The 25068-nt window shown below is 70.1% G+C and carries 25 protein-coding genes and 2 tRNA genes; 9 read left to right on the forward strand and 18 right to left on the reverse strand.

Translation table 11 applies throughout. The features are described from left to right. Nucleotides 1-31 precede the first annotated feature (31 nt). The 16 genes from H6927_15495 to rpsB all read right to left on the reverse strand — a co-directional run bounded on the left by H6927_15495 (nucleotide 32) and on the right by rpsB (nucleotide 15383). Entirely contained in the window at nucleotides 32-808 is a 777-nt protein-coding gene (locus H6927_15495) for an RNA methyltransferase (protein MCP5219496.1), read from the reverse strand. Beyond that, the gene (rnhB, locus tag H6927_15500) at nucleotides 805-1437 is read right to left on the reverse strand and encodes a ribonuclease HII (protein MCP5219497.1); all 633 of its coding nucleotides are present in this window, start codon (nucleotides 1435-1437) and stop codon (nucleotides 805-807) included. Before rnhB ends, H6927_15495 begins: the two co-directional genes overlap by 4 nt. Then, nucleotides 1409-2617, reverse strand: coding sequence for a lipid-A-disaccharide synthase (lpxB, locus tag H6927_15505; GenBank protein ID MCP5219498.1), 1209 nt, complete (start codon nucleotides 2615-2617; stop codon nucleotides 1409-1411). Before lpxB ends, rnhB begins: the two co-directional genes overlap by 29 nt. A gap of 4 nt (nucleotides 2618-2621) precedes the next feature. Next, nucleotides 2622-3422, reverse strand: a complete 801-nt coding sequence (lpxA, locus tag H6927_15510; GenBank protein ID MCP5219499.1) for an acyl-ACP--UDP-N-acetylglucosamine O-acyltransferase — start codon at nucleotides 3420-3422, stop codon at nucleotides 2622-2624. A gap of 8 nt (nucleotides 3423-3430) precedes the next feature. Then, complete coding sequence (gene fabZ, locus H6927_15515) at nucleotides 3431-3874, reverse strand: 3-hydroxyacyl-ACP dehydratase FabZ (GenBank protein MCP5219500.1); 444 nt, start codon at nucleotides 3872-3874, stop codon at nucleotides 3431-3433. Nucleotides 3875-3933: 59 nt separating this feature from the next. Then, a complete protein-coding gene (lpxD, locus tag H6927_15520) occupies nucleotides 3934-4920 on the reverse strand; it encodes a UDP-3-O-(3-hydroxymyristoyl)glucosamine N-acyltransferase (GenBank protein MCP5219501.1) in 987 nt (328 codons plus the stop codon). A 47-nt stretch (nucleotides 4921-4967) separates the two neighbouring features. Continuing rightward, a complete protein-coding gene (locus H6927_15525; GenBank protein MCP5219502.1) occupies nucleotides 4968-5483 on the reverse strand; it encodes an OmpH family outer membrane protein in 516 nt (171 codons plus the stop codon). Next, nucleotides 5483-7780, reverse strand: a complete 2298-nt coding sequence (bamA, locus tag H6927_15530) for an outer membrane protein assembly factor BamA (GenBank protein ID MCP5219503.1) — start codon at nucleotides 7778-7780, stop codon at nucleotides 5483-5485. The genes H6927_15525 and bamA overlap by 1 nt, the downstream gene beginning before the upstream one ends. 53 nt (nucleotides 7781-7833) lie before the next feature. After that, nucleotides 7834-9222 (reverse strand): RIP metalloprotease RseP, encoded by a 1389-nt coding sequence (gene rseP / locus H6927_15535; GenBank protein MCP5219504.1) that lies wholly within the window; start codon nucleotides 9220-9222, stop codon nucleotides 7834-7836. Nucleotides 9223-9271: 49 nt separating this feature from the next. Then, on the reverse strand, nucleotides 9272-10468 hold the full coding sequence (locus tag H6927_15540; GenBank protein MCP5219505.1) for a 1-deoxy-D-xylulose-5-phosphate reductoisomerase: 1197 nt from the start codon (nucleotides 10466-10468) through the stop codon (nucleotides 9272-9274). Continuing rightward, nucleotides 10465-11328, reverse strand: a complete 864-nt coding sequence (locus tag H6927_15545; protein ID MCP5219506.1) for a phosphatidate cytidylyltransferase — start codon at nucleotides 11326-11328, stop codon at nucleotides 10465-10467. Before H6927_15545 ends, H6927_15540 begins: the two co-directional genes overlap by 4 nt. 2 nt (nucleotides 11329-11330) lie before the next feature. After that, nucleotides 11331-12056 carry a di-trans,poly-cis-decaprenylcistransferase gene (uppS, locus tag H6927_15550; GenBank protein ID MCP5219507.1) on the reverse strand — a complete coding sequence of 242 codons (726 nt, stop codon included), beginning with the start codon at nucleotides 12054-12056 and terminating at the stop codon, nucleotides 11331-11333. A gap of 159 nt (nucleotides 12057-12215) precedes the next feature. After that, a complete protein-coding gene (gene frr / locus H6927_15555; protein ID MCP5219508.1) occupies nucleotides 12216-12776 on the reverse strand; it encodes a ribosome recycling factor in 561 nt (186 codons plus the stop codon). 16 nt (nucleotides 12777-12792) lie between these two features. Next, nucleotides 12793-13515: a UMP kinase gene (locus tag H6927_15560; protein ID MCP5219509.1), complete on the reverse strand. Its 723-nt coding sequence runs from the start codon at nucleotides 13513-13515 to the stop codon at nucleotides 12793-12795. A 104-nt stretch (nucleotides 13516-13619) separates the two neighbouring features. After that, entirely contained in the window at nucleotides 13620-14513 is an 894-nt protein-coding gene (locus tag H6927_15565; protein ID MCP5219510.1) for an elongation factor Ts, read from the reverse strand. A 114-nt stretch (nucleotides 14514-14627) separates the two neighbouring features. Then, nucleotides 14628-15383 carry a 30S ribosomal protein S2 gene (gene rpsB, locus H6927_15570; protein MCP5219511.1) on the reverse strand — a complete coding sequence of 252 codons (756 nt, stop codon included), beginning with the start codon at nucleotides 15381-15383 and terminating at the stop codon, nucleotides 14628-14630. Nucleotides 15384-15600: 217 nt separating this feature from the next. Here rpsB and H6927_15575 point away from each other — a divergent pair, with 217 nt between their 5' ends. The 4 genes from H6927_15575 (at nucleotide 15601) to H6927_15590 (ending at nucleotide 19234) form a co-directional block, all read left to right on the forward strand. Then, a complete protein-coding gene (locus H6927_15575) occupies nucleotides 15601-16845 on the forward strand; it encodes a D-amino acid dehydrogenase (GenBank protein ID MCP5219512.1) in 1245 nt (414 codons plus the stop codon). A 36-nt stretch (nucleotides 16846-16881) separates the two neighbouring features. Then, nucleotides 16882-18468, forward strand: coding sequence for an NAD(P)H-hydrate dehydratase (locus H6927_15580; protein MCP5219513.1), 1587 nt, complete (start codon nucleotides 16882-16884; stop codon nucleotides 18466-18468). A gap of 74 nt (nucleotides 18469-18542) precedes the next feature. Beyond that, nucleotides 18543-18914 carry a type II toxin-antitoxin system RelE/ParE family toxin gene (locus tag H6927_15585; GenBank protein ID MCP5219514.1) on the forward strand — a complete coding sequence of 124 codons (372 nt, stop codon included), beginning with the start codon at nucleotides 18543-18545 and terminating at the stop codon, nucleotides 18912-18914. After that, nucleotides 18911-19234 carry a DNA-binding transcriptional regulator gene (locus H6927_15590; GenBank protein ID MCP5219515.1) on the forward strand — a complete coding sequence of 108 codons (324 nt, stop codon included), beginning with the start codon at nucleotides 18911-18913 and terminating at the stop codon, nucleotides 19232-19234. The genes H6927_15585 and H6927_15590 overlap by 4 nt, the downstream gene beginning before the upstream one ends. A gap of 133 nt (nucleotides 19235-19367) precedes the next feature. Here the strand turns inward: H6927_15590 and H6927_15595 are convergent, their stop codons facing one another. Together H6927_15595 and H6927_15600 are read right to left on the reverse strand one after the other, a co-directional pair. Next, the gene (locus tag H6927_15595) at nucleotides 19368-19817 is read right to left on the reverse strand and encodes a DUF2442 domain-containing protein (protein ID MCP5219516.1); all 450 of its coding nucleotides are present in this window, start codon (nucleotides 19815-19817) and stop codon (nucleotides 19368-19370) included. After that, nucleotides 19814-20005, reverse strand: a complete 192-nt coding sequence (locus H6927_15600; protein ID MCP5219517.1) for a DUF4160 domain-containing protein — start codon at nucleotides 20003-20005, stop codon at nucleotides 19814-19816. Before H6927_15600 ends, H6927_15595 begins: the two co-directional genes overlap by 4 nt. Nucleotides 20006-20247: 242 nt before the next feature. On the opposite strand from H6927_15600, the gene H6927_15605 reads away from it, so the two are divergent. The 5 genes from H6927_15605 (at nucleotide 20248) to H6927_15625 (ending at nucleotide 25068) form a co-directional block, all read left to right on the forward strand. After that, on the forward strand, nucleotides 20248-22578 hold the full coding sequence (locus tag H6927_15605) for an FdhF/YdeP family oxidoreductase (GenBank protein MCP5219518.1): 2331 nt from the start codon (nucleotides 20248-20250) through the stop codon (nucleotides 22576-22578). Between the two features lie 73 nt (nucleotides 22579-22651). Beyond that, nucleotides 22652-23233, forward strand: coding sequence for a hypothetical protein (locus H6927_15610; GenBank protein ID MCP5219519.1), 582 nt, complete (start codon nucleotides 22652-22654; stop codon nucleotides 23231-23233). Nucleotides 23234-23309: 76 nt separating this feature from the next. Continuing rightward, nucleotides 23310-23386 (forward strand) — tRNA-Pro (locus tag H6927_15615). Between the two features lie 44 nt (nucleotides 23387-23430). After that, a tRNA-Arg gene (locus tag H6927_15620) sits at nucleotides 23431-23507 on the forward strand. Between the two features lie 316 nt (nucleotides 23508-23823). Continuing rightward, nucleotides 23824-25068: an integrase arm-type DNA-binding domain-containing protein gene (locus tag H6927_15625; protein ID MCP5219520.1), complete on the forward strand. Its 1245-nt coding sequence runs from the start codon at nucleotides 23824-23826 to the stop codon at nucleotides 25066-25068.

Raw genomic sequence — 25068 nt, forward strand, 5'->3', positions numbered from 1 at the left:
TTGTATAAAATGGGATACTTTTGTCAAGCCATCACCTCCCCGCTCCGGCCGCACTGGCATGCAGGCAAATGGCTGCCGCCGCCGCCACGTTCAGCGACTCCTCCCCGCCCGGCTGCTCGATGCGCACCGCGTGCGCGGCGCGCGCCGCCAGCGCCGGGGCCACGCCCTGCCCTTCGTGGCCGAACACCCAGGCGCAGGGCCAGGGACGCGCCGCGCCCAGCAGGCTGGCGCCCTGGTGCGAGCTGGTGACGAGCAGCGGCACCTGCAGCTGCGCCACCGCGTCCAGCCCCACCCCGTCCAGCAGCCGCAGGCCGAAGTGCGCGCCCATGCCGGCGCGCAGCACCTTGGGCGACCACAGGCCGGCCGTGCCCTGCAGGGCCAGCACCTGCGCAAAGCCGAAGGCCGCGGCGCTGCGCAGAATGGAGCCGACGTTGCCGGCGTCCTGCACGCGGTCGAGCACCACGGTGGCCGCGCCGGGCTGCACGGCGGGCGCGGGCGGCAGGTCGAGCACGAAGGCCACCGGCGCGGGCGACGGCAGGCCGCTGACGTGGGCCATCAGGGCATCGTCGATAACTATTGTTTTGATAGCTGCTTGCGCAAGATCGACTGGGGCCACAGGCCAATAAGACTCGGAAAACACCGCCAGCGCCGGCCGCCAGCCCCGGGTGAGCGCCGCGCGGCACAGGTGATCGCCCTCGGCCCACACACGGCCCTGCTTGCGCCAGGCGCCGTTGTCCTGGGCCAGGCGCTTCAGGTCCTTGACGAGCGGGTTGTCGCGCGAATGAATGAACGGCACGGGGTTCGTCACGGCACCCTCGCTTGCGCCAGCGCGGCCGCCACGGGCGCAAAGCTGCGCCGGTGCAGCGCGCAGGGACCGTGCGCCTGCAGGGCCGCCAGGTGCGCGGCGGTGCCGTAGCCCTTGTGCGCGGCAAAGCCGTATTGCGGCCACTGCGCATCGACCTCGACGCACCAGCGGTCGCGCGTGACCTTGGCCAGGATGGAGGCGGCCGAAATCGCCGCTACCCGCGCATCGCCGCCCACCACGGCCTCGGCGCGCATGGCCAGCCGCGGCAGGCGGTTGCCGTCCACCAGCACCTTGGCCGGCGGCAGGCGCAGGCCGGCCACGGCGCGCTGCATGGCCAGCAGGGTGGCCTGCAGGATGTTCAGGCGATCGATTTCCTCGACGCTGGCCTCGGCCACGGCACAGCACAAGGCCTTGGCGCGGATGGCGTCGAACAGCCGCTCGCGCCGCCGCGCGGTGAGCTTCTTGGAGTCGGCCAGGCCGGCAATGGGCTGGCGCGGATCGAGGATGACGGCCGCGGCCACCACCGGCCCGGCCAGCGGCCCGCGCCCGGCCTCGTCCACGCCGGCCACCAGGCCCGGCGCGTCCCAGTCGAAGGGCGTTTGCTCAGCGTGCAAGAAGCGTTTGGATCGCATCGGTGGCCAGACGCGCGGTGTCGCGCCGCAACTGCTCATGCAGCGCGCCAAAGCGCGCCTGCAGGGCCGCCATTTTCTCAGGCGCGGCCAGCCAGTCCAGCACGGCGCGCGCCAGCGCGGCAGGCGTGGCGGCATCCTGCAGCAGCTCGGGCACCACGAAGGGCGCGCCGGGGCGGTCGGCGGCCTGCCGCGCGCTCATGTCCGCCGGCCGCTGCAGCCAATCGGGCGGCGCGCACAGCACATTGGGCAGGCCCACCCAGGGCAGCTGGCGCTTGCGGCGCATCAGCGCGTAACTCAGGCGCGGCATGGCGTAGGCGATGACCATGGGGCGCTTGAACAGCGCCGCCTCCAGCGTGGCGGTGCCGCTGGCGATCAGCGTGACGTCGCAGGCGGCCAGCGCGGCGTGCGACTGGCCGGGCAGCACCTTCACGGCATCGCCCAGCCCGCTGGCCTGCGCCAGCGCCTGCACGCGCGCCAGCAGGTGCGGTACCGCGGGTACTATGAATTGAGTAGCATATTGCGCTTGTTTAATGCGGGCTGCAGCCTGAAAGAAGCGAGGCGCCAGGTGTTCGATCTCGGCCGCGCGGCTACCCGGCAGCAGCGCCACCACGGGACCGCCGGCGGACAGGCCCAGCGCCTGGCGCGCCGCCGCGCGGTCGGGCTGCATGGGGATGACGCTGGCCAGCGGATGGCCCACGTAGGTCGCGGCGATGCCGTGCGCGGCCAGCAGGGCGGGTTCGAACGGAAACAGGCACAGCACATGGTCGGCGGCGGCCTTCAGCTTGACGAGCTTTTCGGGCCGCCAGGCCCAGAACGAGGGGCTGACGAAGTGCAGCGTCTTGATGCCGCCGGCCCTCAGGCGCGCCTCCAGGCCGAAGTTGAAGTCGGGCGCGTCGATGCCGATGAACAGCTCGGGCTGCTCGACCAGCAGCCGATCGCCCAGTTGCCGGCGCAGGCGCAGCAACTCGGGCAGGCGCGGCAGCACCTCCAGGTAGCCGCGCACGGCCAGCTTCTCCATCGGCCACCAGGCATCGAAGCCCTGGGCCGCCATCTGGGCGCCGCCGATGCCGACCGCGCTCAAGCCGGGCCAGCGCGCGCGCAGCGCCGCCAGCAGATGGCCACCCAGCAGGTCGCCCGAGCTTTCGCCCGCCACCAGCGCCAGGCGCGGTTGGTGTTCCATCGCCTCAACGAACGATGCCGCGCGACGCCGTGCTCAAAAAGGCTTGCATCAGCGCGATGTCCGCGTCGGCGTCGGCCACTTCGCCGCGCAGCGCGTCGATCTGCTGGCGCGCGGCCTCCAGCGTCAGGCCACGCCGATACAGCAGGCGGTGCATCTGCTTGGCGATGGCGATGCGCTCGGGCGCGTAGCCGCGCCGGCGCAGGCCTTCGGTGTTGATGCCCTGCGCCTCGGCCGGGTTGCCGCCCGCCGTGACGAAGGGCGGCAGGTCTTGCGCCAGGCGGGTCTGAAAGGCCGTCATGGCGTGCGCGCCGACGCGCACGAACTGGTGCACGCCCGACAGGCCGCCCAGAAACACCCAGTCGCCCAGGTGCACGTGGCCGGCCAGCTGCACCGAGTTGGCCAGGATGGTGTGGTCGCCCACCTGGCAGTCGTGCGCGATGTGCACGTAGGCCATGATCCAGTTGTCGTCGCCCACGCGCGTGACGCCGGCGTCCTGCACGGTGCCGGTGTTGATGGTGACGAACTCGCGGATGGTGTTGCCGGCGCCGATCTCCAGCCGCGTGGGCTCGTCGGCGTACTTCTTGTCCTGCGGCGGCGCGCCGATGCTGGTGAACGGGAAGATGCGGTTGTCGGTGCCGATGGTGGTGTGCCCGTCGATCACGCCGTGCGCGCCGATCGTGGTGCCGGCGCCGATGCGCACGTGCGGGCCGATCACCGCGTAGGGGCCGACCTGGACCGAGGCATGAAGCTCGGCCTTGGGGTCGACCAGGGCGGTCGGGTGGATCGCCGCGCCGTGGCTCGCCATGGCCGGTGTCAGCCGACGTCGCGCATGGTGCACATGATGGCCGCCTCGCACGCCACCTCCTCGCCCACCATGGCCTTGCAGTTGAAGCGGTAGATGCCGGCGCGCGCACGGTCGAGCGCCGCGTGCAGCACGAGCTGGTCGCCGGGCTCGACCGGGCGCTTGAAGCGCGCGCCGTCAATGCCGACGAAGTAGAACACCTGGTTGTCGCCCAGCGAGACGCCCTCGGTCTCGAAGGACAGCAGCGCGCAGGACTGGGCCATGGCCTCCAGCATCAGCACGCCGGGCATGACCGGACGGCCGGGAAAGTGGCCGGTGAAGCACGGTTCGTTGACGCTGACGTTCTTGATGGCGCGGATCGTCTTGGCCTGCAGGTCGATGTCGAGCACCCGATCGACCAGCAGAAACGGGTAGCGATGGGGCAGTTTCTCGAGGATGCGGTGGATGTCCATCATGGCGAATGCTTCAATTTTAATAGCTATTGGCGCAGAAGCTGCCCGCGCGACAGCCCATTCTACGCATGAGACGGGCCATCCCGCCGCTTTTCGAGCGCGCGCACGCGGTCGCGCAGCGCGTGGATGTGCTTGAGCGCGGCGGCGTTCTTCTCCCAGCTGCCGTTGTCGTCGATGGGGAAAAAGCCCGTGTAGTGGCCCGGCTTGAGGATGGAGCGCGTGACGATGGAGGCCGAGGAGATGTGCACGTGGTCGGCAATCGTCAGATGCCCCAGGATCATGCCCGCGCCGCCCACCGTGCAGTAGGCGCCGATGCGCGCGCTGCCGGCCACGCCCACGCAGCCGGCCATGGCCGTGTGCTTGCCGATGTGGCAGTTGTGGCCGATCTGGATCAGGTTGTCCAGCTTGACGCCGTCCTCGATCACCGTGTCTTCCAGCGCGCCGCGGTCGATGCAGGTGTTGGCGCCCACCTCCACGTCGTCGCCGATGCGCACCGCGCCCAGCTGCTCGATGCGCTCCCAGCGCCCGGCGTCCGGCGCAAAGCCGAAGCCCTCGCCGCCGATCACCGCGCCGCTCTGGATCAGGCCGCGCGCGCCGATGACGCAGTCCTCGCCGACGGTGACGCGGGCTTTCAGCACGGTGCCGGCGCCGATGCGCGCGCCGCGGCCGATGAAGCACTGCGCGCCGATGCTGGCGCTGGGGTCGATGTGGGCGCCCTCCTCCACCACGGCGCTGGGATGCACGCCGGCTCGCGGGGCGCCGCCGTGCGTGCGCCGCCACAGCTGGGTGACGCGGGCGAAGTACAGGTGCGGGTTGTCGGCCACGATGCAGTCGCCGCGCCGGCGCGCGGCCGCGGCCTGCGCGGGCCCGACGATGATGCAGCCGGCCTGCGTGCTTGGCAGCAGGTGCGCGAGCCGGGGGTCGACCAGAAAGCTCAGCTCGTCGGGCCGGGCCCGCTCCAGCGGCGCCAGGCGCGTGACGACGCGCTCGGCGTCGCCCGACAGTTCACCGCCCAGGGCCTCGACGATGGCTCCGATGCGCAGCGGCATGGTTGCGCGGGGGGCGTCGGGGCCGGCTGGAGCGGCGCGCGCCGCCCTCACTTGCCGCCGTTGAGCGCCTTGATCACCTTGTCGGTGATGTCCAGGCGCGGGTTGATGTAGACCGCCTCCTGGAAGATGGCGTCGAACTTCTCGGACTCGGCCAGCTGGCGCACGATGCGGTTGGCGCGGTCGAGGATCTGCTGCAGCTCCTCCTGCTTGCGCGCGTTCAGGTCTTCCTGGAACTCGCGGCGCTTGCGCTGCAGCTCGCGGTCCTGGTCGACCAGTTGGCGCTGGCGCGTCTGGCGCTGGCTTTCGCTCAGGGTGAGCGACTCGCGCTCGAAGCGGTCGGAGGCGGTCTTGAGCGCCGTGCTGGCGTCATCGATCTCTTTCTCGCGCTTGGAAAACTCCTGCTCCAGCTTGGACTGCGCGGCCTTGGCCGGCGCGGCCTCGCGCAGCAGGCGATCGGTGTTGACAAAGCCGATGCGGGCCACATCCTGGGCCCAGGCGGCGGGAGCGCACAAGGCGGCACCCGCGAGCAGGGCCACCGACAAACGACGAACGAAGGGGGACATCAAAAGGAGGTTCCGATCTGAAACTGAAGGCGCTGGATTCTATCGCCGGGGCGCTTGCGCAGGGGCACGGCCCAGGCAAAGCGCAGTGGCCCCAGCGGCGAGATCCAGGACAGGCCGATGCCGGTGGAGTAGCGCAGCGCACTGGCGCTGATCTTCTCGCCGTCGCCGTACAGCGCGCCGGCATCGACGAAGGCGAACAGGCGCAGCGTGCGGTCGTTGCCGGCGCCGGGGAAGGGGGTCATCAGCTCGGTGTTGAGCGTGAACTTGCGCGTGCCGCCGATGAAGGCGCCGGTGACGTCGCGCGGGCCCAGCGTGCCCTGGTCGTAGCCGCGCACCGAGCCCAGGCCGCCGGAGTAGAAGTTCTTGAACACCGGGAACGGCCGCCCGCCCAGGCCCTTGCCCCAGCCGGCCTCGCCGTTGAAGGCCAGCGTGTAGGCCTTGGACAGCGGGACGTACTGCTGGTACTGGTAGTCGGCCTTGGCGTAGCGCGCATCGCCGAACAGGCCCAGCTCGCCCATCAGGCGCTGGTAGCGGCCCGAGTTGGGCGCCAGCGCGCTGTCGCGCGAGTCGCGCGACCAGCCCAGGGTGAACGGAAAGGCCGTGCTGCTGTAGCCGAAGCGGTTGGCGTAGTCCAGGTAGGAGGCCGGGATGTTGGTGCCGGGCTTGATGCGCGTGCGCTCCAGGTTCATGCCCAGGTACACCGTGTCGAGCTCGGACACGGGCACGCCGAACTTCAGGCCCGCGCCCATGGTGACCAGGGTGTAGTTGCCGCCCTGGTCCTGGTAGGGCTTCTGCGTCTTGTAGTAGACCTCGACGGTGCGCGAGACGCCGTTGCTGGTGAAGTACGGGTCGGTCGCGCTGACCACCAGGGTGCGGTTGAACTTGCCGGTGTTCAGCTGCAAATCGAGCCGGTTGCCCGAGCCGAACACGTTGTCCTGCGACAGGCCGAAGGTGAACGAGAGCTTCTCGGCCGACGAGTAGCCGGCGCCCAGCGAGATGTTGCCGGTGGGCTTTTCCTTGACCTCGACGTTCAGGTCCACCTCGTCGGGCGCGCCCGGCACCTCGGCGGTGGTGATGGACAGCTCGGTGAAGTAGCCCAGGCGGTCGACGCGGTCGCGCGAGAGCTTGATCTTCTCGGCGTCGTACCAGCTCGACTCGTACTGGCGGAACTCGCGGCGGATGACCTCGTCGCGCGTGCGGTTGTTGCCCGCGATGTTGATGCGGCGCACGTAGGCGCGGCGCTCGGGGTCCACGCGCAGCTCGATGGCCACGCGGTTGTTGGCGCGGTCGACGTCGGGCACCGCCTCCACCTTGGCGAAGGCGTAGCCGTAGTTGCCCAACTGGTCGGTGATGGCCTTGGTGGTGGCGGCCACCTGCTCGGCGTTGTAGGCCTCGCCCGGCTTGATGCTGATGAGCGACTTGAACTCGTCGTCGCGCCCCAGCAGGTTGCCGTCGATCGACACGCCCGAGACCACGAAGCGCTGGCCCTCGGTGACGTTGACGGTGATCGAGATCGACTGCTTGTCGGGCGAGATGGCGACCTGGGTGGAGTCGATCTTGAAGTCGAGGTAGCCGCGGTTGAGGTAGTACGAGCGCAGCGCTTCCAGGTCGGCGTTGAGCTTGCTGCGCGAGTACTGGTCGCTCTTGGTGTACCAGGCCAGCCAGCCGCCGGTGTCCAGGTTGAACAGGTCCTTGAGCGTGCCCTCGTCGAAGGCGTGGTTGCCGACGATGCTGATGTCCTTGATGCGCGCGGGCCGCCCCTCGACGATGTTGAAGGTCAGGCGCACCTGGTTGCGCTCGGTGGGCGTGACGGTGGTCTGCACCTCGGCGCCGTACAGGCTGCGGTTGATGTACTGGCGCTTGATTTCCTGCTCGGCGCGGTCGGCCAGCGCGCGGTCGTAGGCGCGCCCGGAGGTCACGCCGGCGTCGCGCAGCACGCCCTGCAGCACCTCGTTGCTGAACTCCTTGTTGCCGGCGAAGTCGACCGCGGCGATGGTCGGGCGCTCCTGCACCACCACCACCAGCACGTCGCCGCTGGTCTCCAGCCGCACGTCGGAGAACAGGCCCAGCGCGAACAGCGCGCGGATGGCCGCCGCGCCCCGGTCGTCGTTGTAGGTGTCGCCGATGCGCACCGGCAGCGAGGCGAACACCGTGCCCGGCTCGACGCGCTGCAGGCCCTCGATGCGGATGTCGCGCACGGTGAAGGGCGTCACGGCCCAGGCCAGCTGCGCGGCGAAGGCCAGGGAAACCAGGACGGCCGTGGCACGCAGGTGCAGGCGATGAGCTGAACGTTTCATGGATGCGGCAAAACAAGCGGCCTTCCAGAGGCCGCGACGTGGAGAAAAATCAATCAGCCCAACCGGTTGGCGATGTCGTTGAACATCGCGATCGCCATCATGCTCAGCAGCAAAGCCATGCCGACGTATTGCAGGCGTTCCAGCCAGACGCCGGTGACTGCCTTGCCCGTCACCGCCTCCCAAAGATAATACATCAGGTGCCCCCCATCCAGGACCGGGATCGGCAGCAGGTTGAGCACCCCCAGGCTGACGCTGATGAAGGCCAGGAAGGCCAGGTAATACGTCAGCCCCAGGCTGGCCGACCTGCCGGCGTAGTCGGCGATCGCGATCGGGCCGCTGAGGTTGCGCAGCGACACCTCGCCCATCGCCATGCGCCCCAGCAGGCGCAGCGACAGGGCCGACACCTCCCACACGCGCGTCACGCCCGACCACAGCCCGTCGACGGGCCCCAGGCGCACCAGCACCATCTCGGGGGCGCCGCCCACCATGGCGCCGATGCGGCCGATACGTTGGTTGGGCTGGCCCGGCTCCTGCACCGCGTCGGGCCGCACGCTCAGCTCCATCACCTGGTCGCCGCGCACGATCTGCCAGTCGCTCGCGCGCGGCTCGCCGTCCCTGGCCGACGCGCGGATGCGCTCGCGCAGCTGCTGGCCGTCGTCGATCACGACGTCGCCCATGCGCCGCACCAGGTCGCCCGGCTGGAGGCCCGCGCGCTCGGCCGCGCCGCCGGGCACCACCTCGCCGATCAGCGGGCGGCTCAGCGGCGCCGTGATGCCGATGGCGCGAAACAGGCTGGCGTCGGGGTCGTGCCCGGCCAGCGACGACAGCGGCAGGCGCAGTTCGCGGTGACGGCCAGTGCCGGCGGCGCCGGCCACTTCGAGCACCACGTCCTGGCCGTCCAGCGCGCCGCGCGTCAGCAGCCAGCGCAGGCTCTCGAACGAGGCCAGCGGCTCCAGCTCGTCGCCGTCCAGCGCGCCGCGCTCCACCAGGTCGCCCCCCTGCAGGCCGGCCTGGGCGGCCAGCGAGCCGGCCGCCGGCGGCGCCAGCACGGCGCGCGGCTCCTGCACGCCCACCCAGTTGACCAGCGCGTACAGCAGCGCGGCCAGCACCAGGTTGGCCACCGGGCCGGCGGCCACCACCAGCGCGCGCGACCTGAGCGGCTGGGTGTTGAAGGCCTGGTGGCGCTCCTCGGGCGCCACCGGGCCCTCGCGCTCGTCCAGCATCTTCACGTAGCCGCCCAGCGGAAAGGCGGCGATGACGAACTCGGTGTCCTGGCCGGGGTGCTGCCTGCGCGGCTTCCAGCGCGCCAGCGTGGGCCCGAAGCCGATCGAAAAGCGCAGCACCTTGACGCCACAGGCCACGGCCACGCGGTAGTGGCCCCACTCGTGCACGGCAATCAGGATCGCCAGAGCGGCCAGAAAGGCGATCAGGGTGGTCAGCATGGCTGGCATTGTCCTCCTGCCGGCGCCCGCGCGGCGCGGCATCGATGCGTCATGGACTGCAGGCGCGCACCGCAAGTTCCGCCCGCGCGCGGGCGCGCGCATCCAGCGCCAGCAGCGCCGCCAGCGCGTCGGGGTGGTCGGGCTGCACCGCGTCCAGCGTGGCGCGGTTGACCTGGTGAATCTGGTCGAAGCGGATGCGCCGGTCCAGAAAGGCCGCCACCGCCACCTCGTTGGCGGCGTTCAGCACCGCGCAAGTGCCGGGCGCGGCGCGCAAGGCCTCCCAGGCCAGCGCCAGGCCGGGGTAGCGCGCGCGGTGGCCGTCGCCGTCGATGGGCTCGAAGCTCAGGCCCGCCAGCGTGCGGAAGTCCAGCGCCTGCGCGCCGGAGGCGATGCGCTCGGGCCAGGCCAGGCCGTAGGCGATGGGCACGCGCATGTCGGGTGTGCCCAGCTGCGCCACCACCGAGGTGTCCCGGTACTGCACCATCGAATGGATCACGCTTTGCGGATGGATCACCACCTCGATCTGCCCGGGCGCCACGCCGAACAGGTAGCGCGCCTCGATCACCTCCAGCGCCTTGTTCATCATGGTGGCCGAATCGACCGAGATCTTGCGCCCCATCACCCAGTTGGGGTGGGCGCAGGCCTGCTCGGGCGTCACGTCGCGCAGGCTGGCCGCGTCGCGCGTGCGAAACGGCCCGCCCGAGGCGGTGAGGATGATCTTGTCGATGCGCGCGGCCCAGGTGGCGGGGTCCTCGGGCAGCGACTGGAACACCGCCGAGTGCTCGCTGTCGATCGGCAGCAAGGTGGCGCCACCCTCGCGCACGGCGCGCAGGAACACCTCGCCGCCCACCACCAGCGCCTCCTTGTTGGCCAGCAGCAGGCGCTTGCCGGCGCGCGCCGCCGCCAGGCAGGGCGCCAGCCCGGCGGCGCCGACGATGGCCGCCATGACGGTGTCGACATCCGGCGACAAAGCTATTGATTCAAGAGCATCCGGGGCTTGTTCCACGCTGGTCGGAAGCCCATTTTCCTTTAATTTGCGCGCCAGCTCGGCGGCGTGCGCGGCGCTGGCCATCACGGCCCAGCGCGGGCGAAAGCGCGCGCACTGCGCCAGCATCTCGTCCACCCGCGTGGCGGCCGTCAGCGCCACCACCTCGAAGCGCTCCGGGTGGCGCGCCACCACGTCCAGCGTGTTCACGCCGATCGAGCCGGTGCTGCCCAGCACGGCGATGCGCTGCCGCGCCCTCATGCGAACCTCGCCACCAGGGTCGCCGCCAGCATCGCCAGCGGCAGCGTGGGCAGCAGCGCGTCGATGCGGTCCAGCACGCCGCCGTGGCCGGGCAGCAGCTGGCTGGAATCCTTCATGCCGGCGCTGCGCTTGACCAGCGACTCGATCAAATCGCCCACCACGCTCATGGCGGCCAGGAACACGACGCCCAGGACGAGGCCGGCCAGGCCGAACTCGTGCAGCCGGCTGTACAGGCTGGGCGCCGCCTCGGGGTGCGCGCCGTCGTAAGCGATCCAGCCCGCGCCGACCACCAGCACACCCAGCATGCCGCCCCACACGCCCTCCCAGCTCTTGCCCGGACTGATGCCGGGCGCCAGCTTGCGCCCGCCCGTGAAGCGCCCGCCCAGCGCCCGGCCGGCGAAATAGGCGAACACGTCGGCGGCCCACACCAGCACCAACGCCGACAGCAGGAAGTTGATGCCCACGCGCCGTGCCTGCGCCAGCGCCAGCCAGGCGGTGCACAGCATGGCCAGGCCCAGCAGCCAGCGCAGCGCACGCGGCAGCCGCGGCCAGCCCGCCACGCCGCGCCCCAGCAGCCAGATGCCGCCCAGCACCCAGGCCAGGCCGGCGGCGGTCCACACCCCAGGCAGCGGCCGCTCGACCACCCCGGCGCCCCACAGGCCGGCGCACAGCGCGGCGCACAGCACGCCGGTGGCCAGCGCCCCGGCGCCCGTCACGCCGTTCAGGCGCGCCCACTCCCAGGCGGCGGCGGCGATGAACAGCAGGGTCAGGCCGATGAAGGGCGCGGGCGAGGCGGCCAACAGCGCCGGCAGCAGGATGGCCAGCAAGACCAGCGCCGTGATGATGCGGGTGCGCAGCATGGTCAGGCCGGCTGCGCGAGCTGCTCGGAGGTCTGGCCAAAGCGCCGCTCGCGCGCGGCGTAGGCCGCCAGCGCCTCGTCCAGCGCGGCCTCGTCGAAGTCGGGCCACAGCCGCTCGCTGAAAACCAGCTCGCTGTAGGCGCACTGCCACAGCAGGAAGTTGCTGATGCGCTGCTCGCCGCCGGTGCGGATGAGCAGGTCCGGGTCGCTCACGTACGCCAGCGCCATGGCGCCGGCCAGCGCGGCCTCGGTGATCGGCTCGCCCCGGGCGGCCAGGCTGGCGGCGGCCTGCGTGATGTCCCAGCGCCCGCCGTAGTTGAAGCACACGTTCAGCCCCATGCCGGTGCCGGCGGCGGTGGCGGCCTCGGCCTCGGCCAGGCCGGCCTTCATGCGCTCGGACAGGCTGGCGCGCTCGCCCACGAAGCGCAGACGAATGCCGTTTTGCCGCAGCTCGGGCACCTCGCGCGCCAGCGCCTTGGCCATCAGCTCCATCAGGCCGCCGACCTCCTCGGGCGGGCGGCTCCAGTTCTCGGACGAAAAGGCAAACACCGTCAGCGCCCGCACCCCGCGCTCGGCGCAGGCGCGGATGCAGCGGCGCAGCGACTCCACCCCCTGCCGATGCCCGGCAATGCGAGGCAGCAGGCGCCGCTTGGCCCAGCGCCCATTGCCATCCATCACGATGGCGATGTGGTGGGGAACAACGGCAGAAGGTGAAGGAGCTTTCGCCATGGGAGCATCAAGTCTGAACGAACATCCAGAGGCCGCGGAGCAGGCCATGCAAGGAACGCCGTGGAGCGGGCTTGGCCCGGCCACTGGCGTTGTCCCCCCTCCAAGCGAAGCGCCAGAGAGGGGGGAAGGCGCCGCAGGCGACTCAGGGGGGAGCCCCGTCTAGACCTCCATGATGTCCTTTTCCTTGCCCGCCACCAGCGCATCGATGTCGGCCACGTGCTTGTCGGTGACCTTCTGGATCTCGGCCTCCGAGCGCTTTTGCTCGTCCTCGGTGGCCTCCTTGTCCTTGACCAGCTTCTTAATGGCGTCGTTGGCGTCGCGGCGCAGGTTGCGGATGGCGATCTTGGCCTGCTCGCCTTCCTGGCGCACCACCTTGGTCATCTCCTTGCGGCGCTCCTCGCTCATGGGCGGCATGGGCACGCGGATCAGGTCGCCCATGTTGGCCGGGTTCAGGCCCAGCTCGCTCTCGCGGATGGCCTTCTCGATCTTGGCGCCCATGCCCTTTTCCCAGGGCTGCACGCTGATGGTGCGCGCGTCCAGCAGCGCCACGTTGGCCACCTGCGACAGCGGCACGTGGTTGCCGTAGTACTCGACGTGGATGGTGTCCAGCAGCGCCGGGTTGGCGCGGCCGGTGCGGATCTTGGTCAGGTTGGTTTTGAAGGCGGCGATGGACTGGTCCATCTTGCCTTGCGCGTTCTTCTTGATGTCGGCGATCGTCATGTCAAAACTCCTCGAATCAGGCGTGCACCAGGGTGCCTTCGTCGCTGCCCAGCACGACGGCCTTGAGCGCGCCGGGCTTGAAGATGGAAAACACCTTGATCGGCAGCTTCTGGTCGCGGCACAGGGCAAAGGCGGTGGCGTCCATGATGCCCAGGTTGCGGTTCATGGCCTCGTCGAAGCTCAGCTTGGCGTAGCGCGTGGCCGTCTTGTCCTTGTGCGGGTCGGCGGTGTACACGCCATCGACCTTGGTGGCCTTGAGCACCAGCTCGGCGCCGATCTCGGCGCCGCGCAGCGCCGCCGCCGTGTCGGTGGTGAAGAAGGGGTTGCCGGTGCCGGCGGCGAACACCACCACCTTGCCCTCCTCCAGGTACTGCAGGGCCTTGGGCCGCACGTAGGGCTCGACCACCTGCTCGATGGCGATGGCGCTCATCACGCGCGCCACCAGGCCCTGGTGGTTCATGGCGTCGGCCAGCGCCAGCGCGTTCATCACCGTGGCCAGCATGCCCATGTAGTCGGCGGTGGCGCGGTCCATGCCGGCCGAGCCGCCGGCCACGCCACGAAAGATGTTGCCGCCGCCGATCACCACCGCCACCTGCACGCCCATGCGCGTGACCTCGGCAATTTCGCCCACGATGCGCTCGATGGTGGCGCGGTTGATGCCGAAGGCATCGTCGCCCATCAGGGCCTCGCCGGAAAGTTTGAGCAGGATGCGCTTGTGGGCGGGTTTGGCTTTGGTCATGGGCGCGGCGTAGGGGGCAATCGGTCGAGTTTAGCGGTTATCAAGGCGCAGATACGACAAAGGCGCGCCGCCTGCCGGCGACGCGCCCCTGGTCATGGCGCGGATCAGGCCTTGCCCTGGGCGGCGGCCACCTGCGCGGCCACCTCGGCGGCAAAGTCGTCGGCCTTCTTCTCGATGCCCTCGCCCACCACGTACAGCGTGAAACCGCTGACCTGGGTGGCCTTTTCCTTCAGCATCTGCTCCACGCTCTGCTTGTCGTTCTTCACGAAGGGCTGGGGCAGCAGCGACACTTCCTTGAGGAACTTCTGCACCGAGCCCTCGACCATCTTGGCGACGATGTCGGCCGGCTTGCCCGACTCGGCGGCCTTGGCCGCGGCCACGCTGCGCTCGGTCTCGACCAGCGCGGCCGGCACGTCGGCGGCGGTCAGCGCCTTGGGCTTCATGGCGGCCACGTGCATGGCCACGTCGCGCGCCGCCGTCTCGTCGCCGGTGTATTCGACCAGCACGCCGATGCGCGTGCCGTGCAGGTAGCTGGTCAGCTTGCCGCCGCCGGCCTTGCGCACGAAGCGGCGAAAGCTCATGTTCTCGCCGATCTTGCCCACCAGGCCCTTGCGCACGTCTTCCAGCGTGGGGCCGTAGCCGTCCTGCTCGTAGGGCAGCGCCGACAGCGCGGCGATGTCGGCCGGGTTCTTCTCGGCCACCAGGCGCGCGGCGGCGTTGGCCATGGCGATGAACATGTCGTTCTTGGTGACGAAGTCGGTCTCGCAGTTGACCTCGAGCATCGCGCCGGCGCTGCCTTCGATGTGCGCGGCGATCACGCCCTCGGCCGTCACGCGGCTGGCGGCCTTGCCGGCCTTGGTGCCCAGCTTGACGCGCAGCAGCTCCTCGGCCTTGGCCATGTCGCCAGCGGCCTCGGTCAGGGCTTTCTTGCACTCCATCATGGGGGCGTCGGTCTTGGCGCGCAGTTCGGCGACCATGCTTGCGGTGATTGCTGCCATGTGTGCTTCTCCAGTGTGTTCGGGGCCGCGCTCGAAGGCGGCCGAAAGAATTGAAAAAAGGGGCTGCGGGGCCCCTTTGCCGTCAGCCGCGGGGCGCGCGGCCGAGAGGAACGATCAGGCGGCGCCGTCCTGCACTTCGACGAACTCGTCGCTGCCTTCGGCGGCGGCCACGGCCTTGACCACGTCATTGACGGCGTTGGCCTTGCCTTCCAGCACGGCGTCGGCCATGCCGCGGGCGTACAGCGTCACGGCCTTGGCCGAGTCGTCGTTGCCGGGGATGACGTAGTCGATGCCCACCGGGTTGTGGTTGGAGTCCACCACGCCGATCAGCGGGATGCCCAGCTTTTGCGCCTCGGAGATGGCGATCTTGTGGTAGCCCACGTCGATCACGAAGATGGCGTCGGGCAGCGCCGCCATGTCCTGGATGCCGCCGATGTCGCGCTCGAGCTTGGCGATCTCGCGCGTGAACATGAGCTGCTCTTTCTTGCTCATCGCGTCCAGGCCGGCTTCCTGCTGGGCCTTCATGTCCTTCAGGCGCTTGATGGAGGTCTTGACGGTCTTGAAGTTGGTCAGCATGCCGCCCAGCCAGCGCTGGTCGACGAAGGGCATGCCGGCGCGGCGGGCCTCCTCGGCCACGATCTCGCGCGCCTGGCGCTTGGTGCCCACGAACATCACGGTGCCGCGGTTGGCGACGATCTGGCGCGCGAATTTTTGCGCGTCCTGGAACATCGGCAGCGATTTTTCCAGGTTGATGATGTGGATCTTGTTGCGATGACCGAAGATGAACGGGGCCATCTTGGGGTTCCAGAAGCGCGTCTGGTGGCCAAAGTGGACACCGGCTTCCAGCATTTCACGCATGGTGACGGACATGGTCTTACCTTTGCAAGGTTGGGTCTAAAATCCAGCCCGTTCATCGCCTGGCGCGTCGAATGATCGACAGGCGACACCTCGTCAGGGCTGGTTTGGGATTTGTCTTGTTGCCCAGGGGGCCGAGCCTTCACAGCCAGCCGCCGCAACAAAACCGTCGAATTATAACGTCTCGCGCCGCCGGCCGCCCCGGCGCGCCAGCCTTCGCTGTTCTCCCCCCATGCACATCGCCATCGTCGGCGCCGGCATCATCGGCGTGTCCACCGCGTACGAGCTGGCCGCCGACGGCCACCAGGTGACGGTGTTCGAACGCCACGCCAGCGTGGCCGAGGGCGCCAGCTTTGCCAACGCCGGCGTGCTGGCCCCGGGCTACGTCACGCCCTGGGCCGCTCCGGGCATGCCGGCCAAGGTCATCGGGCACCTGCTGGCGCGCCACGCCCCGGTGCGCGTGACACGGCCGCTGGCCATGGCCGACCTGGGCTGGATGCGCCGCTGGCTGCGCGCCTGCGACGCCGGCCACTACGCCGCCCACCGCGCGCAGCTGCAGCGCCTGGCCTTCTACAGCCGCCAGCGCCTGCACGAGGTGGCCGCGCGCATGCAGTACGACTTCGAGCGCAGCCAGGGCTACCTGGTGCTGCTGCGTGGCGAGCAGGAACAGCGCATCGTGCAGCCTGGCCTGGCCGTGCTGCGCGAGGCGGGCGTGGTGTTTCACGAGATCGACGGCGAGCAGGCGCGCCGGATCGAGCCCGCGCTCAAGCCCGACACGCCGCTGGCGGGCGCCATCCACCTGCCGCAGGACGAGGTGGGCAACTGCCGCCAGTTCGCCGTCATCCTGCGCGACGCCGCGCAGACGCTGGGCGCGCGCTTTTGCTTCGACACCGTCGTGCACGCCCCCGGCGCCGCCGCCCCGACCACGCTGCAGTGGGACGGCGGCAGCGCGCGCTTCGACGCCGTGGTGCTGTGCGCCGGCGTGCAGTCGGCGGCCTGGCTGGCGCCGCTGGGCCTGCGCGTGCCGCTGCGGCCGGTGTACGGCTACTCGGTCAGCGCGCACATGCCCGACCTGGAGCACGGCCCACGCAGCGGCGTGATGGACGAGCGCTACAAGGTCGCCATCTCGCGCCTGGGCCAGCGCGTGCGCGTGGCCGGCTCGGCCCAGATCGGCGGGCAGCCCGACGCCATCGCCCCCCGCGCCGTGCAGACGCTCTACAAGGTGCTGGACGACTGGTTTCCCGGCGCCGCGCGGCGCTCGGGCAGCGTGCAGGTGTGGAAGGGCGCGCGCCCCATGCTGCCCGACGGCCCGCCGCTGATCGGCGCCAGCGGCGTGCCCGGCTTGTGGCTCAACCTGGGCCACGGCTCCAGCGGCTGGGCGCTGTCCTGCGGCTCGGCGCGCCTGCTGGCCGACCAGATCGCCGGCCGCGAGCCGGCCATCGACGCCGCCGGCTACGGCATCGACCGCTACCGCTGAAAACACGGCCTGCGCCGGGGGCACAATGGCCGGGCCATGCCCACCCTGGTTCGCAGCTCCCGCCCGCTGGCCCTGCACGACAGCGCCGCCACCCGCCGCATCGAGCAGGCCGCCGCAGCCACCCTGCCCCCGCACACGCTGATGCAGCGCGCCGGCCTGGCCACCGCGCGCCTGGCCCTGGCGCTGGCGCCGCACGCGCGCCGCGTGTGGGTGGCCGCCGGCCCCGGCAACAACGGCGGCGACGGGCTGGAAGCGGCCATGCACCTGCACGCCTGGGGCCTGAGCCCCGTCGTCACCTGGCTGGGCACGCCCGACAAGGCCCCGCCCGACGCCCGCGCCTCGTGGCAGCGGGCCGTGCAGGCCGGCGTGCCTTTTGCCGACCACCCGCCGTCTGACCTGGGCCCGCAGGACCTGGCCATCGACGCCCTGCTGGGCATCGGCGCGGCCCGTCCGCCCGCCGGCCGCATGGCCGAGTGGCTGGCGCTGATGCAGGCCGGCGCGGCGCCCATCCTGGCGGTCGACCTGCCCACCGGCCTGGACGCCGACAGCGGCTGGCTGCAAGCCCCGAATACTATTGATTCGATAGCTGCTCACGCAGATTCAACGCGGGCCATCGGCCCATTTGATTCAAAACCCCCGCCGCCCCGGCGCCACACCCTGAGCCTGCTCACGCTCAAGCCCGGCCTGTTCACCGCCCACGGGCGCGACGCCTGCGGCCAGATCTGGCTGGACGATCTGGACGTGCCTCCCGCCCTGCTGGATGCCGAGCCGCCCGCCGCCTGGCTCAACGCCGCCCCCGCCAGAGCGCCGCGCCCGCACGCCAGCCACAAGGGCAGCTTCGGCGACGTCGCCGTGGTGGGCGGCGAGGCCCTGGCCGCGCGCGGCATGGGCATGACCGGCGCCGCGCTGCTGGCCGCCAGCGCCGCGCTGCACGGGGGCGCCGGCCGCGTGCTGCTCAGCCTGCTCGACGCCGGCGAGCTGACCTCCATCACCAGCCAGCCCGAGCTGATGCTGCGCCGCTTCGAGCGGCTCGACCTACCCGCGCTCACCGTCGTGTGCGGCTGCGGCGGCGGCGACGCCGTGGCTGCCGTCCTGCCGTCCGTGCTGCACGGCGCCGCACGCCTGGTGCTGGACGCCGACGCGCTCAACGTCATCGCCGCCGACCCCGCCCTGCAAGCCGCCCTGCGCCAGCGCGCCGGCACCGGCCAGGCCACCGTGCTCACGCCCCACCCGCTGGAAGCCGCGCGCCTGCTGGGCACCACCTCGGCCCAGGTGCAGCAGGGCCGCCTGCGCGCCGCCGCCCAGCTGGCCCAGCGCTTTGCCTGCACCGTGGTGCTCAAGGGCTCCGGCACCGTCATCGCCACGCCCGGGCAGGCGCCCCGCATCAACCCCACCGGCAACGCCCGCCTGGCCACCGCCGGCACCGGCGACGTGCTGGCCGGCCTGGTCGGCGCCCGCCTGGCCGCCGGCCAGGCAGCGCCCCAGGCCGCGGGCGCGGCGGTTTATCTGCATGGGTGGGCCGCCGACCAGTGGCCGGCCGGCAGCACGCTCACCGCCAGCGCCCTGGCGCAGTGCGCGGGTGCCGCGCTGCCGCCAGCGGCCACGCCCATCGAAGCCTCTTGACCTCGGGGACTTTGGGCACGGGGGAATGGGACAATTTTCAGAAAACTATGCCACTAAGTGGCATAATCCAATCGATGACGCGAGTCTTCAAAACCCGCTACTTCCAGCGATGGATGCGCAAGACGGAAGTGACCGATGCCGCCTTGTGCAAGGCCGTCGAGGAGATGACTGCCGGGCTGATCGATGCCGACCTCGGCGGCGGCGTGGTGAAGAAGCGCGTCGGATTGGCCGGGCGCGGCAAGCGTGGCGGCGCGAGAACGCTGGTCGCTACCAACAAGGGCAGCCACTGGTTCTTCGTGTTCGGCTTCGAGAAGAACGAACGGGCGAACGTCCGTGCCGAAGAACTCGAAGCGTTGCAGGCCGTCGCCGCCGACCTGCTGGCCCGCACCGGTCAGCAACTGGACGAAGCCGTTACCGACGGCACTTTGCAGGAGATCTGCCAATGACCACCAAGACCAAAACCAGGAACCGCATCCTCGAAGCCGTCCATGAGACGGCCGCCGATCTGCACCGCCTGGGCTTCATCGACAAACGCAAGATGCGCAAGTACGACGCGCTGTGCCTCGATCCGGTGCAGGACTACGACGCCGAAAAGGTCAAGGCGCTGCGCGAACGCTTGCACCTGAGTCAGGCCGTGCTGGCCAGCGTGCTCAACACCAGCCTATCCACCGTCCGCAAATGGGAGGTGGGCGACAAGCGCCCCAGCGGCCCGTCGCAGAAGCTGCTGGACATCATCGAGCGCAAGGGACTGGAAGCGGTGCTGTGAATTCGATCCCCCCGCAGCGGGGTCGAACCACAGAACATGGAGGACCGAAGCCGTGCGGCAAGCCAGCCGACCGCCACAGGGAAATCGGGCGCAAATCAAAATTAAATTGGCGACAAACAGCTCCCCCGCCCACTCACACGACTTCGTGTTGCTCAACTTCCCAGCCAAGGCAGGCCAGAGCGACCGTGCGAGGCACCGGTTTTTGGCCGCTGCGATAGTAGGCCAGCATGCGCCGAGACAGCCCCAACGCCTGGGCCGCGTCGTCCAGAGTCAGTTGGTGGCGCGCCATCCAGTTGTAGATCAGTTCATGCGAATAACCACCGGCCTGCTCGATGGCGCGCGCCCGCAGGTTGTCGGCAGCCAGCTCCAGCAGGTCGCTGCCCTCCCAAGCCACGGCATGACCATGGTCCACCAGGTGCGCGCTGGCAAAAGTGGCCGGCTCGCGCAGCGGCGCCAGCACCTTGTGTGCGCGAATGATCGGCGCCAGGTCAACGCTCAGACATGCACCATCGGCGTAGACCAGTTCCAGGATGGCCGGCGCCACGGCACGCACGCTCGTCAGAACAAAATGTTTGGCTTTCATGGATTGAGTTCCTTCCACAAAATTTGCAGTTGCGTTCGATGACCTGCCGCCCACGCCAACGCTTCGGCTTGAGCACGTGCACCCGCATGGCCGGCCAGCATTTGCAGACTGGCAAGCTCCACCAGCGCCTCGCGTCCGTCGTTGGCCAACACGTGAAAATGCGGTGGCAGGTGGTCAGCCGCGTACATGGCGATCTTGCAGCTGTGCAGGCGTGCGACGGTCGGCATGACTCGATCATAGTGCAACCATTGCACCGATAACCATCTGGATCAACCATTTTGGTTCCATGTGCGCGACATTCGTCACCGGCCGCGCCGCAGGCCAGTCGACCACCACTACGCTGGCACTACCGGCGCCGTGCGGTTATCGTGACAAACTTGACCTCGTCAAGAACCCTCGATGCGGGCACGTCCTGCCTCCGAAATTGCCCATGACCGACGATCCCGACACCATCCGCATCGACCGCAGCAACCACCCCGCCGGCGGCTGGGGCGCGGTCAAGAGCACCTTCAAGGTGTTTCGCCTGCAGGAGATCGCCGGCAAGGTCGGCGCCGGCCTGCTGCGCACCAACCAGCCCGGCGCCTTCGACTGCCCGGGCTGCGCGTTTCCGGACAAGCCCGGCGGCGCCGTGGTGGACACTTGCGAGCAGGGCCAGAAGGCGGTGGCCTGGGAGATGACGCGCAAGGCGCCGGGGCCGGACTTTTTTGCCGGGCATTCGCTGGAGCAGCTGCGCGCGCTCAGCGACCACGAGCTGGAGTCGCAGGGGCGGCTGACGGCGCCCCTGCTGTACACGGCCGAGAGCGGCCACTACACGCCCATCGGCTGGGACCAGGTGTTCGAGATCGTCGGCCGCGAGATGGGCGCGCTGGGGCCCGGGCAGGCGGCGTTCTATGCCTCGGGACGCAGCAGCAACGAGGCGGCTTTTTTGTGGCAGCTGGTGGCGCGCGCCTGGGGCTGCTCCAACCTGCCGGACTCGTCCAACTTCTGCCACGAGCCCTCGGGCTACGCGCTCAAGGCCGCCATCGGCGTGGGCAAGGGCACCTGCCAGCTGGATGACTTCGAGCGCGCGGACCTGATCCTGGTGATCGGCCAGAACCCGGCCACCAACCACCCGCGCATGATGGCCGCGCTGCACGACGCGGCGCGGCGCGGCGCCAAGGTGGTGGCCATCAACCCGCTGCGCGAGCGCGGCTTCACCAACTTCTCCGACCCCAAGGCGGTGGGCGAGATGCTGACCGGCCGCGGCATCGCGGTGGCGCACCGCATCGTCCAGGTGCGCATCGGCGGCGACCTGGCGCTGTTCAAGGGCGTGATGAAGCGCCTGCTGGAGCAGGACGAGCAGGCGCGCGGGCGCGGCGCGGCGCGCCTGATCGACGAGGCCTTCATCGCCCAGCACACCACCGGCTTCGAGGCCATGGCGGCCGACCTGGCCGCCGAGCCGTGGGACCTGCTGGTGGCCGAGTCGGGCGTGCGGCGCGAGCAGATCGACGAGCTGGCGCAGCTGTACGCCGAGGCGCCCGCCACCATGGCCACCTGGTGCATGGGCCTGACGCACCACGAGCACAGCGTGGCCACCATCCAGACGCTGGCCAACCTGCTGCTGCTGCGCGGCAACATCGGCCGCCCCGGCGCCGGCGCCATGCCGGTGCGCGGCCACAGCAACGTGCAGGGCGACCGCACCATGGGCGCCACCTCGACCATGCCGGCGCGCTGGCTGGACAACCTGATGGCCGAGTTCCCGCAGGCCGCCATCACCCGCCAAGCGGGCCTGGACGCCGCCGGCGTGACCGAGCGCCTGCTGCGCGGCGACATGGGCGCGCTGCTCAGCCTGGGCGGCAACTTCGCCGTCGCCGGGCCCGACTCCACCCGCGTGCTGGCGGCGCTGTCGGGCTGCCGCTTCACGCTGCACATCGCCACCAAGCTCAACCGCACGCACTGCCACCCCGGGCAGGTCGGCCTGCTGCTGCCCACGCTGGGGCGCACCGACCTGGACCTGCAGCAGGGCCGCCCGCAGGTGGTGAGCGTGGAAGACTCCACCAGCACCGTGCGCAGCTCGCGCGGCATCCAGGCGCCGCTGGCCGCCACCATGATGAGCGAGCCGGCCATCGTCTGCGGCCTGGGCCGGGTGCTGGTGCCCGCCGGCGGCATCGACTGGGCGGCGATGGCCGGCGACTACGGCCTGATCCGCGAGCACATCGAGCGCGTGCAGCGCGGCATCAACGACGACTTCGCCGACTTCAACCGCAAGCTGGCCGAGCGCGGCCGCCTGACGCTGACCAACAGCGCCCGCGAGCGCCAGTGGAAGACCGCCAGCGGCAAGGCCGAGTTCAACGTGCACCCGGTGCCCACGGCCGGCCCCGTGGCGCGCGCGCGCCAGCGCCACGGCAACGCCGTGCTGGCGCTGATGACGGTGCGCTCGCACGACCAGTTCAACACCACCGTCTACGGCCCCGACGACCGCTACCGCGGCGTGTTCGGCGGCCGGCGCGTGGTGTTCATGAGCGCGGCCGACCTGCAGGCGCGCGGCCTGCGCGACGGCCAGTTGGTGGACCTGCACGGCTGCGGCGACGAGGACGAGCACGCGCGCGTCGTGCGCGGCTTCAAGGCGGTGCGCTACGACATCCCCGCCGGCTGCGCGGCGGCGTACTTTCCGGAGGCCACGCCGCTGCTGGCGGCCAGCAACCTGTCCCTGCACACGCGCACGCCGGCGTACAAGGACATTCCGGTGCTGGTGCGGGCGGCGGCGCAGGACGCGGCCTGAGGCACCTCGGCGCACGGCGGCGGCAAGCGGCGTACCATGGCCTTCGCCCCGGTCATCGCCTGCGAGGCGCACCATGGCCACCGCCGCTGCCACCGCCGTCCAACCCGTCCCGCTGATCCGCCTGCGCTACCTGTGGTACGTGGCCGCCGCGCTGGCCGTCATGGTGGCGGCCATCGAGATCGGCAACCTGTGGTTCCTCAACTGGGTGCACGTGATGAGCGGCGTGCTGTGGACGGGCATCGACCTGTTCATGGGCTTCGTCATCGGGCCGATCCTGCGGCGCGTGGACGTGCCGGTGCGCAAGGCCATCCTGACGCGGCTGACGCCGGTGACGCTGTTTCTGCTGCCCACGCTGTCCATCGTCACCGGCACGGCGGGCTGGTTCCTGGCCGTGGACCTGGGCCTGACGCGCCTGCCCTGGCCGCAGTTCGGCTGGATCGCCGCGGCCCTGGTGCTGGTGACGCTGATGACGATCCAGGGCATCGGCTACCTGCTGCCCACCAGCCTGCGCATCTGCCTGGAGCTGCAAAAGCAGCAGCCCGACGGCGCCTGGATCGGCCGCACCATGAGCCGCTTCTACTACGTCGTCGCCAGCCAGGGCGCGATGCAGGTGGCCATCATCGTGGTGATGGCGCGGCTCGTCACGGGTGTCTGAGAGTTCCCATGATCGCCACGCCAACGAGGCCCGGCGCCTGCATCGCCGGCACCGCACGGTAGAATGCGCCCCTTGTCGGAGCGTAGCGCAGCCTGGTAGCGCATCTGCTTTGGGAGCAGAGGGTCGCGAGTTCGAATCCCGCCGCTCCGACCATCGAACGCACAGGCCCGCACCCGCCGGGCCTGTTTTCGTTTTCACTGCCCGTAGCTCAACTGGATAGAGCAGCTGCCTTCTAAGCAGCAGGTCGGGGGTTCGAGTCCCTCCGGGCAGGCCAAATTCCCACATCACCAGACTTCAGGCCATCTCAAAGCCCGCATGATCACTGGATTTGCGGGTTCTTTGTTGCATCACACCCTGTCAAAGCCTATCATCACATACCAACAGTTCGTTGGTATTTTTGTTGGTAGTTCGGATTGCCAGCAGGGCATATACCAACAAATGACGGCGATGGCCCTGGCGAGCACCGCGCGCCACGCGCATCGAACACGCGGCCAAGACGAACCGCGGGAGGGCGACCAAAACGTCTTCGTGCCGGGCTCGTGTTGGTATTTCGGGCCACCGGTGGGACAGATACCAACAGGGGATGGAACATGGCGCTGACGGACACCTTCGTGCGACAGGTCAAGCACAGCGGCCGCGCGGCCGGTGACAAGCATGCGGACGGCGGCGGCCTGTACCTGCATGTGTTGGCGGCCGGCAAGTATTGGCGGCTGGCGTATCGCTTCGACGGCAAGCAAAAGGTGCTGTCGCTGGGCGTCTATCCCATCGTGACCCTGGCTGCGGCACGGCGCAAGCGCGACGAAGCCAAGCACCTGTTGGAAGCCGGCACCGACCCCGGCCTGGCCAAGCGCATTGCCAAGGTCACGGCGCGCGCGTGCGCCAGCAACACCTTCGAGGCCGTGGCCACCGAATACCACGCCAGCAAGTCGCCGGCGTGGTCACCCGCGTACGCCGAACGCTGGCTGCGGCTGCTGCGCAAAGACCTTTTCCCCTACATCGGTGCCATCCCGTTGGCCGACATCACCGCGCCAATGGTGCTGGACGCGCTGCGCAAGGCGGAAAAGCGCGGCGTGCTGGAAGTGGCCCACACCCTGCGTCAAAGCGCCGGCCAGGTCTTTCGCTACGGCGTGCAGACCGGCCGCTGTGCCCACAACCCGGTCACCGACCTGCACGGCGCCCTGACACCGGCCGTGGTCAAGCACATGGCCGCCGTGCTGGAGCCCGCCAAGGCGGGCGAACTGCTGCGCGCCATCGACGGCTACACCGGCCAGCCCATGACCCGCGCCGCATTGCTGCTGTCCGCCCTGCTGTTTCTGCGCCCCGGCAATATCCGCGCCATGGAATGGTCGTGGCTGAACCTGGACGACGGCGTGCTGACCATCCCCGCCGAATCCATGAAGCGCCGTCTGCACGAAAAGATCAACGGCCGTCCGCACTTCGTCCCGCTGGCGCCACAGGCCGTCCAGGTGCTGCGCGCGCTGCAACCGCTGACCGGTCATGGCCGCTACGTCTTCCCCAGCCTGCGCACCGGCGAGCGGCCGATGAGCGAGAACACCGTCAACGCGGCGATGCGACGGCTGGGCTTCAGCGGCGAGGAGATGACCGCCCACGGCTTTCGAGCCATGGCGCGCACCCTGATGGTGGAGAACATTCCCGGCATCCACCCGGATGTGATTGAGGCCCAGCTCGCCCATGGCAAGAGCGGCCCGCTGGGCGCCGCCTACGACCGCGCCGAATTCATGCAGCAGCGCCGGCAGATGATGGTGACCTGGGCCGGCTACCTGGACAAACTGCGCAGTGGCGCCGACGTGATTTCCCTATCAAGGATGGCGTGA

The sequence above is a fragment of the Burkholderiaceae bacterium genome, assembly GCA_024235995.1.
Taxonomy (GTDB): Bacteria; Pseudomonadota; Gammaproteobacteria; order Burkholderiales; family Burkholderiaceae_C; genus Ottowia.

Bases quoted from the DNA above. Each gene is read 5' to 3' on its own strand.
- rnhB (MCP5219497.1), bottom strand. From the start codon at position 1,437: ATGCGATCCAAACGCTTCTTGCACGCTGAGCAAACGCCCTTCGACTGG.
- lpxB (MCP5219498.1), bottom strand. From the start codon at position 2,617: ATGGAACACCAACCGCGCCTGGCGCTGGTGGCGGGCGAAAGCTCGGGC.
- lpxA (MCP5219499.1), bottom strand. From the start codon at position 3,422: ATGGCGAGCCACGGCGCGGCGATCCACCCGACCGCCCTGGTCGACCCC.
- fabZ (MCP5219500.1), bottom strand. From the start codon at position 3,874: ATGATGGACATCCACCGCATCCTCGAGAAACTGCCCCATCGCTACCCG.
- lpxD (MCP5219501.1), bottom strand. From the start codon at position 4,920: ATGCCGCTGCGCATCGGAGCCATCGTCGAGGCCCTGGGCGGTGAACTG.
- H6927_15525 (MCP5219502.1), bottom strand. From the start codon at position 5,483: ATGTCCCCCTTCGTTCGTCGTTTGTCGGTGGCCCTGCTCGCGGGTGCC.
- bamA (MCP5219503.1), bottom strand. From the start codon at position 7,780: ATGAAACGTTCAGCTCATCGCCTGCACCTGCGTGCCACGGCCGTCCTG.
- rseP (MCP5219504.1), bottom strand. From the start codon at position 9,222: ATGCTGACCACCCTGATCGCCTTTCTGGCCGCTCTGGCGATCCTGATT.
- H6927_15540 (MCP5219505.1), bottom strand. From the start codon at position 10,468: ATGAGGGCGCGGCAGCGCATCGCCGTGCTGGGCAGCACCGGCTCGATC.
- H6927_15545 (MCP5219506.1), bottom strand. From the start codon at position 11,328: ATGCTGCGCACCCGCATCATCACGGCGCTGGTCTTGCTGGCCATCCTG.
- uppS (MCP5219507.1), bottom strand. From the start codon at position 12,056: ATGGCGAAAGCTCCTTCACCTTCTGCCGTTGTTCCCCACCACATCGCC.
- frr (MCP5219508.1), bottom strand. From the start codon at position 12,776: ATGACGATCGCCGACATCAAGAAGAACGCGCAAGGCAAGATGGACCAG.
- H6927_15560 (MCP5219509.1), bottom strand. From the start codon at position 13,515: ATGACCAAAGCCAAACCCGCCCACAAGCGCATCCTGCTCAAACTTTCC.
- H6927_15565 (MCP5219510.1), bottom strand. From the start codon at position 14,513: ATGGCAGCAATCACCGCAAGCATGGTCGCCGAACTGCGCGCCAAGACC.
- rpsB (MCP5219511.1), bottom strand. From the start codon at position 15,383: ATGTCCGTCACCATGCGTGAAATGCTGGAAGCCGGTGTCCACTTTGGC.
- H6927_15575 (MCP5219512.1), top strand. From the start codon at position 15,601: ATGCACATCGCCATCGTCGGCGCCGGCATCATCGGCGTGTCCACCGCG.
- H6927_15580 (MCP5219513.1), top strand. From the start codon at position 16,882: ATGCCCACCCTGGTTCGCAGCTCCCGCCCGCTGGCCCTGCACGACAGC.
- H6927_15585 (MCP5219514.1), top strand. From the start codon at position 18,543: ATGACGCGAGTCTTCAAAACCCGCTACTTCCAGCGATGGATGCGCAAG.
- H6927_15590 (MCP5219515.1), top strand. From the start codon at position 18,911: ATGACCACCAAGACCAAAACCAGGAACCGCATCCTCGAAGCCGTCCAT.
- H6927_15595 (MCP5219516.1), bottom strand. From the start codon at position 19,817: ATGAAAGCCAAACATTTTGTTCTGACGAGCGTGCGTGCCGTGGCGCCG.
- H6927_15600 (MCP5219517.1), bottom strand. From the start codon at position 20,005: ATGTACGCGGCTGACCACCTGCCACCGCATTTTCACGTGTTGGCCAAC.
- H6927_15605 (MCP5219518.1), top strand. From the start codon at position 20,248: ATGACCGACGATCCCGACACCATCCGCATCGACCGCAGCAACCACCCC.
- H6927_15610 (MCP5219519.1), top strand. From the start codon at position 22,652: ATGGCCACCGCCGCTGCCACCGCCGTCCAACCCGTCCCGCTGATCCGC.
- H6927_15625 (MCP5219520.1), top strand. From the start codon at position 23,824: ATGGCGCTGACGGACACCTTCGTGCGACAGGTCAAGCACAGCGGCCGC.